This window comes from Pseudogemmobacter sp. W21_MBD1_M6, assembly GCF_052119585.1.
Taxonomy (GTDB): domain Bacteria; phylum Pseudomonadota; class Alphaproteobacteria; order Rhodobacterales; family Rhodobacteraceae; genus JBGQOJ01.
This window is the reverse complement of sequence record NZ_JBGQOJ010000005.1, coordinates 84,491-99,150: the sequence shown is the minus strand read 5'-3', so window position 1 is coordinate 99,150 and position 14,660 is coordinate 84,491. Positions and strand designations below refer to the sequence as shown.

Below are 14,660 nucleotides of genomic sequence, written 5' to 3'. Positions count from 1 at the left end.
CCGCGCGCCACTTGCCGTAAACCCCGCGCCATAGAGCACGGGGGTTACGCATATGTCCAAATCCATCATCGCCCGCTGCGAGGCATCCGGCCTGCGCCTGACCGACCAGCGCCGCACCATCGCGGACGTTCTGCAAGGCGCGGATGACCATCCCGACGTCGAGGAACTTTATGCCCGCGCCACATTGATCGACCCGCGCATTTCCATCGCGACCGTCTACCGGACGGTCAAATTGTTCGAAGAATCGGGCATTCTGGAAAAGCACGAATTCGGCGACGGGCGTGCGCGGTACGAAACCGCCGACCGTGACCACCACGACCACCTGATCGACATGAACTCTGGCGAGGTGATCGAATTTGTCGATCCCGAGATCGAGGAGCTTCAGGAGCGCATCGCCGCCAAACTGGGTTACGCGCTGAAAGGTCACCGGCTGGAACTTTACGGCGTCCCGTTGAAGAAAAGCTGATGTCTTTGCGCGCCCTTAGTTAGCGCTAACAATCCATATTCCATTTGACACATTCCCCTGCTATACGCTCCTCAACCCCTCTCCGACCAAGGACACCTGCCCCATGAGCACGATCATCGACATTATCGGACGCGAAATTCTTGACAGCCGGGGCAACCCAACGGTCGAGGTGGATGTTATCCTGGAAGACGGCACCATGGGCCGCGCCGCCGTGCCATCGGGTGCATCCACCGGGGCCTACGAGGCCGTGGAAAAGCGCGACGGCGACACATCGCGCTATATGGGCAAAGGCGTGCTGGAGGCCGTGGCGGCCGTGAACGGCGAACTGGCCGAGGCGCTGGTGGGCTTTGACGCAACCGAACAACTGGCCATCGACATGTCGATGATCGAGATCGACGGCACCGAAAACAAATCCCGCCTTGGCGCGAACGCGATCCTCGGCATCTCGCTTGCTGTGGCCAAGGCCGCCGCCGATTTCACGGCGCAGCCGCTGTATCGCTACGTCGGCGGCACCTCTGCCCGTATGCTGCCCGTGCCGATGATGAACATCATCAACGGCGGCGAACACGCCGACAACCCGATCGACATTCAGGAATTCATGATCATGCCGATCGCTGCGGAAAACATCCGCGACGCGGTGCGCATGGGGTCCGAGGTGTTCCACACCCTGAAAAAAGAGCTGTCGGCGGCGGGCCTGTCCACCGGTATCGGCGACGAGGGCGGCTTTGCCCCCAATCTCAGCTCGACCCGCGACGCGCTGGATTTCGTGCTGAAATCCATCGAAAAAGCAGGCTACCGCCCCGGCGAGGACATCTGCCTTGCGCTGGATTGCGCCGCGACGGAATACTTCAAGGACGGCAAGTATGTCCTTGCCGGCGAAGGAAAAACCCTTACACCAGAGGAAAATGTCGCCTACCTGACCGCGCTGGTCAACGACTATCCGATCATCAGCATCGAAGACGGCTGCGACGAAGATGACTGGGACGGCTGGAAAGCCCTGACAGAGGCCCTGGGCCATCGCGTGCAATTGGTCGGCGACGATCTGTTCGTGACCAACCCGACCCGCCTTGCCGACGGCATCAAGCGCGGTTGCGCGAACTCTTTGCTGGTCAAGGTCAACCAGATCGGCACCCTGTCCGAAACGCTGAAGGCCGTCGATATGGCCCACCGCGCCGGATATACCGCCGTGATGAGCCACCGTTCCGGCGAGACCGAGGACACGACGATTGCAGACCTGGCGGTCGCCACGAACTGCGGCCAGATCAAGACCGGATCGCTGGCGCGGTCCGACCGGCTGGCAAAATACAACCAGTTGATCCGCATTGAGGAAATGCTGGGCGAAACCGCCGAATACGCCGGGCGTTCCATCCTGCGCGGCTAGGTCTTCCTGGCAAGAATACTTCGGCGCGGGGCGCGAAACCTTTCCCCCGCGCCGGAGCGGACGACAGATTTCCTGTCGCGCCAGACAGCCTTGCCCTGAACGTCAGGGTCTGGCTTTCAGGTTTCATATCAATGCCTTGCGGTGATGTCAGGGTGCATCCGGCCTGCTGATATTGCCGCCGCCCACCGCCGCTTTCACCCCCGTCGTCGAAGGACAGGACGTGGGTAAGCCGCGCACCACCCGCACCGCCAGAAAGGCAAAGGCCTGCGCCTCCAGCATGTCGCCATTCAGCCCCGCGGCCTCGACCGGTTCAACCACACAGTCCAGCCTGTCTGCCAGCATCGCCATCAAGGTCGGGTTGTGCCGCCCGCCACCGGTCACCAGCAGACGCGCGGGCGGGGTCGGGCAATGCTCCATCCCGCGCGCGACAGAGGCCGCGATCGCCGCCGTCAGGGTCGCCGCCGCATCCGCGTCGGACAGGGTGGACACCGCTTCGGACAATCCATTGAAATCGTTTCTGTCCAATGACTTAGGTGGCATCCTGAAGAAATACGAATGATCCAGAAACGCCGCAATCACCGGCTCCGCAACAGTCCCCTGTGCCGCCAGCGCACCACCCTCGTCCTGCGACAGCCCCCGCCGCGCCTGCATCAGGTCGTTCAAGGGCGCGTTGGCCGGGCCGGTATCAAAGGCCAGAATTGCACCTTCGTCCTCGGCGCGGGGCTTGGCGGGATCAACCCATGTGATGTTCCCGACACCGCCCAGATTGAGAAAGGCCAGAGGTGTCTCTTCCCCGATCCATTTGGCGCAGGCAAAGTGAAAGAACGGCGCCAGCGGCGCACCCTCGCCACCCATCGCCACATCATTGCTGCGGAAATCCCAGACCACCGGCAGCCCCAGCGCCTCTGCCAGAACCCGCCCGTCGCCCGCCTGATGGGTGCGCCCGCCGCGCGGATCATGGGCCAGCGTCTGGCCGTGAAACCCCACGACATCGGCCCCGTCGAACCCAGACAGCACCTCGGCATGGGCGTTCTCGACCAGTTCGGCCGCCTCTGCCACGCCCGGCTCGGTCTGCCAGCGGCCAAGACCGGCGGCGATGATCGCGCGTTCGGCTGGCGTATAGGGACGGTAGGCATGCGGCCCGAACCGGTCGATCGTCACGCCATCGGTCCGCACCATGGCCGCATCCACCCCGTCCAGAGAGGTGCCGGACATCGTGCCAAGCGCCCAAAGAGGCCCCGTTTTCAACATACGCTTTCCCTTCACACCACTCCCCGATATATGGGGCGGACGGATAAAAGAATGGACCTAAACCCGATGACCTACCACCCGAAATCAGACTTTATGCGCATCATGATCACCCGCGGCTTTCTGGCCGATTGCACGGATTATCAGGCGCTGGACGAGGCTTTGATCGCGGGCGTTGTTCCGGCCTATATCGGGTTCGATGCCACGGCAAGCTCACTTCATGTGGGATCGCTGATCCAGATCATGATGCTGCGCTGGCTGCAGAAATCCGGCCACAAACCGATCGTCCTGATGGGCGGCGGCACCACCAAGGTGGGCGACCCCAGCTTTCGCGCCGACGAACGCCCCCTGCTGACGCCAGACCAGATCGACGCGAATATTGCGGGCATCAAGCAGGTCTTTACCAGCTACGTGACCTTCGGCGACGGCCCGACCGATGCGATCATGGTGAATAACGCCGAATGGCTGGACCATCTGAACTACCTCGATTTCCTGCGCGACATCGGGCGGCATTTCAGTGTCAACCGGATGCTGGCGTTCGAAAGCGTGAAATCGCGGCTGGACCGCGAGCAGTCGTTGTCGTTCCTTGAATTCAACTACATGATCCTTCAGGCCTACGACTTTCTGGAACTGAACCGCCGCTACGGCTGTTTGTTGCAGATGGGCGGATCGGACCAGTGGGGCAATATCGTCAACGGTATCGACCTGACGCGGCGGGTGCTGGATCACCAGATTTACGGGCTGACCTCGCCGCTGTTGACCACGTCGGACGGCAAGAAGATGGGCAAAAGCCAGGACGGCGCGGTCTGGCTGAACGCCGACATGCGCTCGCCCTATGAATTCTGGCAGTTCTGGCGCAACACGACGGACGCCGATGTGGGCCGCTTCCTGAAGCTTTATACAGAGCTGCCGATCGAGGACTGTGACCGCCTGGGTGCGCTAGACGGGGCCGAGATCAACGAGGCCAAAATCGTTCTGGCCAATGCGGTGACCACACTGGCCCACGGGGCAGAAGCCGCCGCAACGGCAGAGGCCACAGCCCGCGAAGTCTTCGAAAAAGGCGGCGTGGGCGACGACCTGCCGACCCTGCTGCTGACCATAGAGGAGGTCGGCAGCGGCATTTCCATCGTGCAGCTGATTGTGCGCTCTGGTCTGGCGGGCTCTGGCAAGGACGCCAAGCGCCTGATCGCAGAGGGTGGCGCGCGGATGAACGACGAAGCGCTGAGTGATGCGGGGCTTTTGCTGGATGCCGCAGCACTTGCCGCCCCTGTAAAGCTGAGTGCGGGTAAAAAGCGCCACGCGCTGGTGATACTGCAAGGTTGATTTTCGAGTATTTTTGCCGAGAAGAACCACATTCCGGTCTCTTTTTGGCAAAAATATCCGCGCCGCAGGCAGCCGCCGCATGGCGGCTAAAAGCCCCCCGCATGTGCAGGGGGCTTTGTTTTTCAGTCGGTCACGGTGACCTTTTCCATCCGGTCCGGTTCGCCGATGACGGAACCGTTCGCGCCCTCGCCCTTTTTGATGCTGTCGACCACATCCATCCCGTCCGTCACGCGGCCGATGACCGTGTATTGGTTGTTCAGGAATTCGCCATCCGCAAACATGATGAAGAACTGGCTGTTCGCGGAATCGGGGCTTTGTGACCGCGCCATGCCGACGATGCCGCGTGTGAAGGGCTCTGCGGTGAACTCTGCCTTCAGGTCGGGAAGGTCGGAACCGCCCATACCGGCCCGGCCCATATCGCCGCCCGGTTTGCCGAATTCGACATCGCCGGTTTGCGCCATGAAGCCGTCGATCACGCGGTGGAAGACGACGCCATCATAGGCTCCCTTTTCCGCCAGCGCACGGATCTGGGCGACGTGGTTCGGCGCCAGTTCATTCAAGAGTTCGATGGTGACGGTGCCATTGGCCTCGCCCGCCACGTCGATTTTCATCGTGTCGGCAAACGCAGGGCTGGCGGTCAGGGCCAGCGCAAGGATCAGCTTACGCATCTGCGGCCACCTTGACGGAAATCATCTTGTCAGGGTTCGCCGGTGGCTCGCCGCGGGCGATTTTGTCGACATGTTCCATGCCGGAAATCACGCGGCCATAGACGGTGTATTGGCCATTCAGGAAGGCGTTATCGCCGAAGTTGATGAAGAACTGGCTGTTGGCCGAATTCGGGTTCGACGACCGTGCGGCACCCAGCGATCCACGGTCATGTGGCAGTTTCGAGAATTCAGCGGGCAGATCGGGCATGTCGGAGCCGCCTGTGCCGGCGCGACGGGTGTTGCCGCCGGCCTTGCCGTGCTCGACGTCGCCGGTCTGGGCCATGAAGCCTTCGATCACGCGGTGAAAGACAACGTCGTCATAGGCACCGGCACGGGCCAGCGCCTTTGCGCGCTCGACATGTTTGGGGGCGACGTCGGGCAGCAACTCGATGGTGACGGTGCCGTCCTTCAGTTCGATCAGCAGTGTGTTTTCTGGGTCTTTGATCTCGGCCATGGGGCGCTCCTTTTTGCATTCGGGCGGAACGTAGGGTGCGCGGGACGAAAGGAAAAGGGCAAACCCGTGCCTTTTCATTGACGATCTGCTCAAGATGGGGTGATTGGTGGCAAAACACCGTTAAAGGAGCATGATATGGCCTGGAAGACGCTTGACGATATGGATCTGGCCGGAAAAGTCATTCTGACCCGCGTGGATATCAACGTGCCGGTCGAAAATGGCCGCGTCACCGATGCGACGCGCATCGAACGGATCGCCCCCACGGTGAAAGACATTCTGGCCAAGGGGGGCAAGCCGGTTCTGCTGGCGCATTACGGGCGGCCCAAGGGTGCGGTCGTGCCGCAGATGTCGCTGGCGATCACGCTGGACGCATTGAGGGCGGAACTGGGCGTGCCGGTGCATTTCGCCGGCGACTGCATTGGGATCGAGGCGAAAAAGGCCGTGACGGCCCTGCCCGCAGGCGAGGTTCTGCTGCTGGAGAACACGCGGTTTCACGCGGGCGAGGAAACGAACGACAGCGGTTTTGCCGAATCTTTGGCGGCTTTGGGTGATGTATATTGTAACGACGCGTTTTCAGCCGCGCACCGCGCCCATGCCTCGACCGAGGCGCTGGCGCATTTGCTGCCCGCCTGCGCCGGTCGCGGGATGCAGGCGGAACTGACCGCGCTGGAAGCGGCGCTTGGCACGCCGATGCGCCCTGTTGTGGCGGTTGTGGGCGGGGCCAAAGTCTCGACCAAGCTGGAGCTGTTGGGCAATCTTGTGGGGCGCGTGGATTATCTGGTGATCGGGGGGGGCATGGCCAACACCTTTCTTGCGGCGCAGGGCATTGACGTGGGCAAGTCGCTGGCAGAGCACGAGATGACCGACACCGCGCTGGAGATTTTCGACAAGGCCAGTGCGGCAGGCTGCCGGATTGTGCTGCCTGTGGATGTTGTCGTGGCGCGGGAGTTCAAGGCCAATGCCGAAAACCAGACCGTCGAGGCAGACGCCTGCCCCAACGATGCGATGATCCTGGATGCAGGGCCTGATACGGTTGCCAAAATTGCCGAGGTTTTTGGCCAGTGCAAGACCTTGATCTGGAACGGCCCTTTGGGGGCGTTCGAGATCGAACCCTTCGACGCGGCGACAAATGCGGCGGCAGCGCGCGCGGCGGAATTGACCCGCGCGGGTGCGCTGGTGTCCGTTGCAGGCGGCGGCGACACGGTTGCGGCACTGAACAAGGCGGGCGCGGCAGAGGCATTCACCTATATCTCGACCGCGGGCGGCGCGTTTCTGGAGTGGATGGAGGGCAAGGTTCTGCCCGGCGTTCAGGCACTTGATTCGGCGAAGTAGCGCCACAAGGCCGGCTGTGACGTGCCCAGACCGAGGAAACTGAATTGTTTCGGGGCGTGTTAGCGCGAACATAATTGCGCGCCCTACGTCAGCCTAATATGCCAGAATCAACATCGGATTTGATGCTTTGGAAGGATTTTGGGATATGAGAGCGACGCGGATAGTTCAACGCATTCTGGCGAATTACGAAGGCGAAACACCCGGCGTAAAAGGCAAGCTGTGCGGTATGCTGATGAACGGCAAGCTGGGCGGCACCGGCAAGATGATCATCCTTCCTGTCGATCAGGGATTCGAGCATGGCCCTGCGCGCACCTATGCACCGAACCCCGCGTCCTATGATCCGCATTATCACTACCAGCTGGCGATCGACGCCGGGCTGAACGCCTTTGCCGCGCCGCTGGGTCTGCTGGAGGCGGGCGCAGATACATTCGCGGGCCAGATTCCGACAATCCTGAAAGTGAACTCTGCGAATTCGCTGATGTCAGACACGGCGGGCAAAAATCAGGCGATCACCGGATCGGTCGACGATGCGCTGCGTCTGGGGTGTTCGGCCATCGGGTTCACCATCTATCCCGGTTCCGACATGGCGTTGGACATGTTCGAGCAGATTTCCGCGATGCGCGAAGAGGCAGCCGCCAAGGGCGTTGCGACTGTCATCTGGTCCTATCCGCGCGGCGAGGCGATCACCAAAGACGGCGAGACCGCGATCGACGTGGCGGCCTATGCGGCACAGGTTGCCGCCCTGCTGGGCGCGCATATCATCAAGATCAAGCTGTCCACCGATCACCTGATGCTGCCCGAGGCCAAAAAGGTCTATGAAGACCAGAAGATCGACATCGCAACGCAGGCGGCACGGGTCAGGCATTGCATGGACGCATCGTTTGCCGGTCGCCGGATTGTCGTGTTTTCCGGCGGTGCCAAAAAAGGCGCCGACAGCGTTTATGACGATGCACGCGCGATCCGCGACGGTGGCGGCAACGGGTCGATCATCGGACGGAACTCTTTTCAGCGGGACCGTGCCGACGCGCTGGACATGCTGGGCAAGCTGGTTGATATCTATAAGGGCAAAGCATAACCTCGGCCCGTCCCAAGCGAGCCTGAAAACGCCCGGCCCTTGTGCCGGGCGTTTGGTTTATGGCAGGTGGCGGACGCCTGCGGCGGGCGGATATTTGGACCAAGAAGAGTTCACAGGGTTGTTCATCAAAGACCCGGTGCGAAACGCCATTTGGTCACGCACCTGTTGCGCTTTCGCGGGAATGAGGCCAATAGAGACGCAATTGCGTGAATTCACGACATCCAGGCCGGAGAGACTGACCATGAACATGGCATCCACATTTATCAAACCCGTTCATCGCGAGGGATATAAATTCATCTCGATCTTTGCGGCGATCACCCTGGGCCTGTTCCTGATGTCGGAGGTTCTTGGCTGGATCGGGGTGATCCTGACGGTCTGGTGCTATTATTTTTTCCGCGATCCGCAACGCACCACGCCCACGCGTGAGGGGTTGATCATCAGCCCGGCCGACGGGGTCGTGTCGATGATCGAGCCTGCCGTCCCGCCTGCAGAATTGGGCATGGGACCAGAGGCGATGACCCGCGTCAGCGTGTTCATGAATGTGTTCAACTGCCATGTGAACCGTTTGCCGATCGAGGGTATCGTCGAGAAGATCGCCTATCGCCCCGGCAAGTTTTTCAACGCCTCGCTGGACAAGGCGAGCGTCGACAACGAACGCAACGGGCTTGCCGTGCGGATGGCGGACGGGCGCAAGCTTGCCGTGGTGCAGATTGCCGGGCTGGTGGCGCGGCGCATCGTTTGCGAGGTCAAGGAAGGTCAGAAGCTGGGAACCGGCGAGCGGTTCGGAATGATCCGCTTCGGCTCTCGGTTGGACATCTACCTGCCAGATGGCGTTGCCCCGTTTGTGGCCGTTGGCCAGTCGACCATCGCTGGCGAAACCGTGCTGGCCGATCTTCGATCGGACGAACCGGCGCGCATCGGTGTGACGCGTTAACCGATGACAGAGCACCCCTCAAAACCGGAACGCCTGCCGTTTTTGCAAATTTTACCGAACCTTGTGACCATTCTGGGGCTTTGCGCAGGATTGACTTCGATCCGGTTCGTGCTTGCCGACCGGTTCGAGATGGCGGTCCTGCTGATCATCTTTGCCGCCGTGATCGACGGGCTGGACGGGTTGATTGCCCGCCGCCTGAAGGCGACCAGCGATATCGGCGCAGAGCTGGACTCGCTGTCGGATTTCCTGAATTTCGGGGTGGCCCCCGGCCTGCTGGTGTTCCAGTTCTCGATGAAAACCGAAACGGGGATGGGCTGGATTTTCGTGCTGGGCTACGTCAGCTGCTGCTGCCTGCGGCTTGCCCGGTTCAACGTGGGGAATGGCAAGATCCCCGAACGCGCCACGCTGGCGAAAAACCATTTCACCGGGGTGCCGGCCCCTGCTGGCGCGCTTTTGGCGCTGTTTCCCGTGTTTCTGTCGTTTCAGGGGATGATGGACGCCACCGCGATGCCCTGGGTTGCGGCATTGACGCTGGGCCTGACCGGGGCGGCGATGGTCAGCCGCGTGCCGACCTTTTCGCCAAAATCGATTCTGGTGCCCAAGGAAAAGATCATCTGGGTTCTGATATCTGCCGCACTGATCGTGGGTATCATGCTGACCAAGTTCTGGCTGCTGATGATCTGCGCCGATCTTGTCTATGCCGCGTCGGTGTTGCGCTCTGTCGTTAAACATTACCGCAAGTGACATGCTCAATTGGTGCTTAGGTGCCGACCTGAAAGGACGAAACTTGGATATTTCTGCTGTAAAGACGTCATACAAATACTGGGCACCGATTTACGACAATTCATTCGGGGCGTTTACAAGGTCGGGGCGCCGCAGGGCGGTCGAGTATATCAACAGCCGGAGTGGCAGGGTTCTGGAAATCGGCGTCGGCACCGGCCTGTCGTTGAAGCACTACGATCAGCACCTTGATGTGACGGGGATTGATGTCTCGCCCGAGATGCTGGCCAAGGCCCGATCCAAGGTCGAAGAACATGATCTGGGCCATGTGACCACTTTGCGGGAAATGGATGCGCGGCATCTGGAGTTCCCGGACAACACCTTTGACACGGTTGTCGCCATGTATCTGGTGTCTGTGGTGCCCGAGCCCGAAAAGGTTGTTGCCGAAATGGCCCGCGTCTGCAAGCCGGGCGGCAAGATCCTGATCGTGAACCATTTTGCCCGCAAGGACGGCGTGCTTGCCTCTATCGAGCGGCTGTTCGCGCCTTTCGCTAACCTGCTTGGCTGGCATTCCGACTTTGAGATGGACCGGGTTCTGGTCGGTGAACCTATGACCGTAGAGGAGATCCGGCCCATCCCCCCCTTCCGCATGTTCACCTTTCTTTTGCAGCGAAAATCCGAATGATCCGCGCACCGCGCCGGAAAACGCGCGGGTTTCTCTGAAAATTCGAGAAATAGGCCATTCGGGGGGATTCACAAAGCGAATCACCTGTGGCATTGTGCATGCAGTGATCCATCAGAGATCGCGCAAGAGGCAGACCTATGAACGCATCCCGCAAACGGCCCGCATTTGGCGTGGTGATTTATTTCGCCCTGACATTCTCGCTGGGCATGTATTTTACCTTTGCCGCCGTGCAGGGCGACTACGGGTTGTTTCGGCGCATTCAGATTGACGCCGAAGCCCGCGATTTGCGCTCTCAACTGGCCGATATTTCAGCACAGGTCGCAACGGCAGAAAACAACGCCCGCCGTCTGTCCGACGACTATCTTGATCTGGACCTTCTGGATCAGCAGGCGCGCGAAGTCCTGGGCATGATACGTGGCGACGAGATTGTGATCCGCTGATCAATCCCTGCCCCTCTCTTTGAAATCAAACCCTAATTGACCGGTTTCACGGTGGCTTTCACGGTGGCTTTCACTGCGGGAAATTCACACTCGCACTTTGCCTCTCGATGCGGTAAGAAATAGTTTAACGCTAAACTATTGTTTAATCAGCTGGGGAGACTGGTTCATGGCCACCCGAAAAACGACAAAGAATCCAAACGTTTCAAAGGAAGAATTGCTAGAGCATTATCGTCAGATGCTGCTTATCCGTCGATTCGAAGAAAAAGCCGGCCAGTTGTACGGCATGGGTCTGATCGGCGGATTTTGTCACCTCTATATCGGGCAAGAGGCAGTTGTCGTCGGGCTGGAAGCTGCCGCAGAGGAAGGCGACAAGCGCGTCACCTCGTACCGCGACCACGGTCACATGCTGGCCTGCGGCATGGACCCCAAGGGCATCATGGCAGAACTGACCGGCCGCGAGGGTGGTTTCAGCCGCGGCAAGGGCGGCTCTATGCATATGTTCTCGAAGGAAAAGAATTTCTACGGCGGACATGGCATTGTGGGGGCACAGGTGCCGATCGGTGCCGGTCTGGCCTTTGCCGACAAATATCTTGGCAACGATCGCGTGTCGTTCGCCTATTTCGGCGATGGCGCGGCGAACCAGGGCCAGATCTACGAGACGTTCAACATGGCGTCCCTGTGGAAGCTGCCGGTGATCTTCGTGATCGAGAACAACCAATATGCGATGGGCACCTCGTTGCAACGCGCCTCTTCGTCACCAGAGCTGTGGACCCGTGGCGCCGCATTCGGCATTCCGGGCGAAGCCGTTGACGGCATGGACGTGCTGAAGGTGAAAGAGGCCGGCGACAAGGCCATTGCGCACTGCCGTTCGGGCGAAGGCCCCTACATTCTGGAAATGAAAACCTACCGTTATCGCGGCCACTCTATGTCGGATCCGGCAAAATACCGGACCCGCGACGAGGTGCAGAAAATGCGCGAAGAACGCGACTGCATCGACCAGATCCGCGACATTCTGTTGACCGGCAAGCACGCAACAGAAGACGATCTGAAAGTGATCGACAAAGAGATCAAAGCCATCGTCAACGAGGCTGCAGAGTTCTCGAAGGAAAGCCCGGAGCCCGCACTCAGCGAACTCTGGACAGATATTTACGCCGAAGCACCGCAGGCCTGAGGAGACATCAGATATGGCAACCGAAATTCTTATGCCCGCATTGTCCCCCACCATGGAGGAAGGCACCTTGGCCAAATGGATGGTCAAGGAAGGCGACGAAATCACATCCGGCATGATCATCGCCGAAATTGAAACCGACAAGGCCACGATGGAATTCGAGGCCGTCGACGAAGGCACGATGGGTAAGATCCTGATCGCCGAAGGCACCGAGGGCGTAAAAGTAAACACCCCGATTGCGATCATGCTTGAAGAAGGTGAAAGCGCCGATGCGACGCCGGTTGCCGCAGCCCCTGCCAAGGCAGAGCCTGCCGCCGCCGCGCCGGCGTCGGTGCCTGCACAGGCTAAGGCACCAGTCGCAACGGTCATCCCGAAAGACACCGAGATCCCGGAGGGCACAGAAATGAAGCCCACAACGGTTCGCGAAGCGCTTCGCGATGCGATGTCCGAGGAAATGCGCCGCGACGAAACAGTCTATCTGATGGGCGAGGAAGTGGCCGAATATCAGGGGGCCTACAAGATCTCGCAGGGCATGCTGGACGAATTCGGCCCCAAGCGCGTGATCGACACGCCGATCACCGAACATGGCTTCACCGGTATCGCGGTCGGTGCCGCGTTTGGCGGATTGAAGCCGATTGTCGAATTCATGACCTTCAACTTCGCGCTGCAGGCCATCGACCACATCATCAACTCTGCCGCCAAGACGCTTTATATGTCAGGTGGCCAGATGGGGGCACCCATGGTGTTCCGCGGGGCCAATGGCGCCGCTGCCCGCGTCGGGGCCCAGCACAGCCACGATTTCGCATCGCTTTATGCGCAGATCCCCGGCCTGAAAGTTGCAATGCCCTATTCTGCGGCTGACGCAAAAGGTCTGCTGAAATCCGCGATCCGCGATCCGAACCCGGTCGTATTTTTGGAAAACGAAATCCTGTATGGCCGCACCTTCGACGTGCCGGTGATGGATGACTACACCGTTCCGTTCGGCAAAGCGAAAATCTGGCGCGAGGGCACGGATGTGACCATCGTCAGCTTCTCGATCGGCATGCAATATGCGTTGGAAGCAGCAGACAAACTGGCGGAAGAGGGCATCTCGGCGGAGGTGATCGACCTGCGCACACTGCGCCCGATGGACACCGAAACCGTCATCAAATCGGTGATGAAGACCAACCGCTGCGTCACCGTAGAGGAAGGCTTCCCCGTGGGTGCCATCGGTAACTACATCTCCTCGGTGTTGATGCAAAAGGCCTTCGACTATCTCGACGCGCCCGTCATCAACTGCACCGGCAAGGATGTTCCGATGCCATATGCCGCAAACCTCGAAAAGCTGGCCCTTGTGACCACTGCCGAGGTGATCGAAGCCGTCAAATCAGTCACCTACCGTTAAGGAGATCGCGCTATGCCAATTGAAATTCTCATGCCTGCGCTTTCTCCAACAATGGAAGAAGGCACATTAGCCAAATGGCTGGTAAAAGAGGGCGACACAGTATCGTCCGGTGACCTGCTGGCCGAGATCGAAACCGACAAGGCCACCATGGAATTCGAAGCCGTCGATGATGGTGTCATCGGCAAGATCATGATCCCCGAAGGCTCTGCCAACGTCAAAGTCAACACTGTCATCGCCGTGCTGCTTGCCGAGGGCGAAAGCGCTTCGGACATTGGCGCCGTAAAAGCGGCACCAGCAGCCGCGGCCCCGGCTGCGCCTGCCACGGCGTCCGCCCCCGCATCGGCACCGGCCGCCGCAAAAGCCTCTGACGGCGCTCGGGTGTTCGCCTCGCCCCTCGCGCGCCGCATTGCGGCGGACAAGGGCCTGGACCTTTCGGGCATCACGGGTTCCGGCCCCCATGGCCGCATCGTCAAGGCGGATGTCGAAGGCGCAACCGCCGGCCCAGCCAAGGCGGCACCTGTCGTAACGGCTGCCCCCGTTGCCGCCGCAGCCCCCACAGGTCCGTCCAGTGATATGGTCGCCCGGATGTACGAAGGTCGTGAATACATCGAAATTCCGCTGAACGGCATGCGCAAAACCATTGCCGCCCGCCTGACAGAGGCCAAGCAAACAATCCCGCATTTCTACTTGCGCCGCGAGATCAAGCTGGACGCCCTGATGGCATTCCGCGCCGATCTCAACAAAAAGCTGGCAAGCCGCGATGTCAAACTCTCGGTCAACGACTTCATCATCAAAGCCTGCGCGATGGCCTTGCAAGCGGTGCCAGAAGCGAATGCCGTCTGGGCGGGTGACAAGGTTCTGCAAATGAAGGCCTCGGATGTTGCGGTTGCCGTAGCCATCGAGGGCGGGCTTTTCACGCCCGTTCTGAAGGATGCCGACACAAAATCGCTCTCGGCACTGTCTGCGGAAATGAAGGATCTTGCAGCACGCGCCCGCGACCGAAAACTTGCGCCGCATGAATACCAAGGCGGCAGCTTTGCCATTTCCAACCTCGGCATGATGGGCATCGAGAACTTCGACGCGGTCATCAACCCGCCCCATGGCGGCATCCTTGCCGTCGGCGCGGGCATCAAGAAACCCGTCGTGGGCGATGACAACCAAATCACGATCGCAACGGTTATGTCCGTGACGCTATCTGTCGATCACCGTGTGATTGACGGGGCTGTCGGTGCAAAGTTCCTTGGCGCAATCGTCGACAATCTGGAACAGCCGCTCACCATGCTGGCCTGAAACAAAAAAGGGCTGCGGCACAATCCGCAGCCCTTCTTTTAATGTTTACAAAG

General features: G+C 60.1%; 15 protein-coding genes. 12 read left to right on the top strand and 3 right to left on the bottom strand.

From position 1 onward, the window contains the following. Positions 1-52 precede the first annotated feature (52 nt). Together ACEN2R_RS08175 and eno are read left to right on the top strand one after the other, a co-directional pair. Positions 53-466, top strand: coding sequence for a Fur family transcriptional regulator (locus ACEN2R_RS08175; protein WP_442041064.1), 414 nt, complete (start codon positions 53-55; stop codon positions 464-466). Positions 467-569: 103 nt separating this feature from the next. Next, positions 570-1,847, top strand: coding sequence for a phosphopyruvate hydratase (eno, locus tag ACEN2R_RS08170; protein WP_442041062.1), 1,278 nt, complete (start codon positions 570-572; stop codon positions 1,845-1,847). Between the two features lie 147 nt (positions 1,848-1,994). On the opposite strand, the gene ACEN2R_RS08165 is transcribed toward eno, so the two are convergent. After that, complete coding sequence (locus ACEN2R_RS08165; RefSeq protein ID WP_442041060.1) at positions 1,995-3,098, bottom strand: anhydro-N-acetylmuramic acid kinase; 1,104 nt, start codon at positions 3,096-3,098, stop codon at positions 1,995-1,997. A gap of 66 nt (positions 3,099-3,164) precedes the next feature. On the opposite strand from ACEN2R_RS08165, the gene tyrS reads away from it, so the two are divergent. Then, positions 3,165-4,418 carry a tyrosine--tRNA ligase gene (tyrS, locus tag ACEN2R_RS08160; RefSeq protein WP_442041244.1) on the top strand — a complete coding sequence of 418 codons (1,254 nt, stop codon included), beginning with the start codon at positions 3,165-3,167 and terminating at the stop codon, positions 4,416-4,418. Positions 4,419-4,540: 122 nt separating this feature from the next. On the opposite strand, the gene ACEN2R_RS08155 is transcribed toward tyrS, so the two are convergent. Continuing rightward, positions 4,541-5,086 carry a peptidylprolyl isomerase gene (locus tag ACEN2R_RS08155; RefSeq protein ID WP_442041058.1) on the bottom strand — a complete coding sequence of 182 codons (546 nt, stop codon included), beginning with the start codon at positions 5,084-5,086 and terminating at the stop codon, positions 4,541-4,543. Further along, the gene (locus ACEN2R_RS08150; protein WP_442041056.1) at positions 5,079-5,579 is read right to left on the bottom strand and encodes a peptidylprolyl isomerase; all 501 of its coding nucleotides are present in this window, start codon (positions 5,577-5,579) and stop codon (positions 5,079-5,081) included. Before ACEN2R_RS08150 ends, ACEN2R_RS08155 begins: the two co-directional genes overlap by 8 nt. 135 nt (positions 5,580-5,714) lie before the next feature. Between ACEN2R_RS08150 and ACEN2R_RS08145 the strand changes: the two genes are divergently transcribed. The 9 genes from ACEN2R_RS08145 (at position 5,715) to ACEN2R_RS08105 (ending at position 14,607) form a co-directional block, all read left to right on the top strand. Continuing rightward, on the top strand, positions 5,715-6,911 hold the full coding sequence (locus ACEN2R_RS08145; protein WP_442041054.1) for a phosphoglycerate kinase: 1,197 nt from the start codon (positions 5,715-5,717) through the stop codon (positions 6,909-6,911). A gap of 145 nt (positions 6,912-7,056) precedes the next feature. Then, entirely contained in the window at positions 7,057-7,986 is a 930-nt protein-coding gene (locus ACEN2R_RS08140) for a class I fructose-bisphosphate aldolase (protein ID WP_442041053.1), read from the top strand. 241 nt (positions 7,987-8,227) lie between these two features. Next, positions 8,228-8,920, top strand: a complete 693-nt coding sequence (locus tag ACEN2R_RS08135; protein ID WP_442041051.1) for a phosphatidylserine decarboxylase — start codon at positions 8,228-8,230, stop codon at positions 8,918-8,920. Positions 8,921-8,923: 3 nt separating this feature from the next. After that, entirely contained in the window at positions 8,924-9,664 is a 741-nt protein-coding gene (locus tag ACEN2R_RS08130; RefSeq protein ID WP_442041049.1) for a CDP-alcohol phosphatidyltransferase family protein, read from the top strand. A 43-nt stretch (positions 9,665-9,707) separates the two neighbouring features. Beyond that, positions 9,708-10,325 (top strand): class I SAM-dependent methyltransferase, encoded by a 618-nt coding sequence (locus tag ACEN2R_RS08125; protein WP_442041047.1) that lies wholly within the window; start codon positions 9,708-9,710, stop codon positions 10,323-10,325. Between the two features lie 137 nt (positions 10,326-10,462). Further along, positions 10,463-10,765, top strand: coding sequence for an FtsB family cell division protein (locus ACEN2R_RS08120; RefSeq protein WP_442041045.1), 303 nt, complete (start codon positions 10,463-10,465; stop codon positions 10,763-10,765). Positions 10,766-10,931: 166 nt separating this feature from the next. Then, positions 10,932-11,936 carry a pyruvate dehydrogenase (acetyl-transferring) E1 component subunit alpha gene (gene pdhA / locus ACEN2R_RS08115; RefSeq protein WP_442041043.1) on the top strand — a complete coding sequence of 335 codons (1,005 nt, stop codon included), beginning with the start codon at positions 10,932-10,934 and terminating at the stop codon, positions 11,934-11,936. A gap of 13 nt (positions 11,937-11,949) precedes the next feature. Continuing rightward, positions 11,950-13,317 carry a pyruvate dehydrogenase complex E1 component subunit beta gene (locus tag ACEN2R_RS08110; protein ID WP_442041041.1) on the top strand — a complete coding sequence of 456 codons (1,368 nt, stop codon included), beginning with the start codon at positions 11,950-11,952 and terminating at the stop codon, positions 13,315-13,317. 12 nt (positions 13,318-13,329) lie between these two features. Next, positions 13,330-14,607 (top strand): pyruvate dehydrogenase complex dihydrolipoamide acetyltransferase, encoded by a 1,278-nt coding sequence (locus ACEN2R_RS08105; RefSeq protein ID WP_442041040.1) that lies wholly within the window; start codon positions 13,330-13,332, stop codon positions 14,605-14,607. Positions 14,608-14,660 lie beyond the last annotated feature (53 nt).

Bases quoted from the DNA above. Each gene is read 5' to 3' on its own strand.
- tyrS (WP_442041244.1), top strand. From the start codon at position 3,165: ATGACCTACCACCCGAAATCAGACTTTATGCGCATCATGATCACCCGC.
- ACEN2R_RS08155 (WP_442041058.1), bottom strand. From the start codon at position 5,086: ATGCGTAAGCTGATCCTTGCGCTGGCCCTGACCGCCAGCCCTGCGTTT.
- ACEN2R_RS08140 (WP_442041053.1), top strand. From the start codon at position 7,057: ATGAGAGCGACGCGGATAGTTCAACGCATTCTGGCGAATTACGAAGGC.
- ACEN2R_RS08120 (WP_442041045.1), top strand. From the start codon at position 10,463: ATGAACGCATCCCGCAAACGGCCCGCATTTGGCGTGGTGATTTATTTC.
- ACEN2R_RS08130 (WP_442041049.1), top strand. From the start codon at position 8,924: ATGACAGAGCACCCCTCAAAACCGGAACGCCTGCCGTTTTTGCAAATT.
- ACEN2R_RS08105 (WP_442041040.1), top strand. From the start codon at position 13,330: ATGCCAATTGAAATTCTCATGCCTGCGCTTTCTCCAACAATGGAAGAA.
- ACEN2R_RS08135 (WP_442041051.1), top strand. From the start codon at position 8,228: ATGAACATGGCATCCACATTTATCAAACCCGTTCATCGCGAGGGATAT.
- ACEN2R_RS08145 (WP_442041054.1), top strand. From the start codon at position 5,715: ATGGCCTGGAAGACGCTTGACGATATGGATCTGGCCGGAAAAGTCATT.
- ACEN2R_RS08175 (WP_442041064.1), top strand. From the start codon at position 53: ATGTCCAAATCCATCATCGCCCGCTGCGAGGCATCCGGCCTGCGCCTG.
- pdhA (WP_442041043.1), top strand. From the start codon at position 10,932: ATGGCCACCCGAAAAACGACAAAGAATCCAAACGTTTCAAAGGAAGAA.
- ACEN2R_RS08150 (WP_442041056.1), bottom strand. From the start codon at position 5,579: ATGGCCGAGATCAAAGACCCAGAAAACACACTGCTGATCGAACTGAAG.
- eno (WP_442041062.1), top strand. From the start codon at position 570: ATGAGCACGATCATCGACATTATCGGACGCGAAATTCTTGACAGCCGG.
- ACEN2R_RS08110 (WP_442041041.1), top strand. From the start codon at position 11,950: ATGGCAACCGAAATTCTTATGCCCGCATTGTCCCCCACCATGGAGGAA.
- ACEN2R_RS08165 (WP_442041060.1), bottom strand. From the start codon at position 3,098: ATGTTGAAAACGGGGCCTCTTTGGGCGCTTGGCACGATGTCCGGCACC.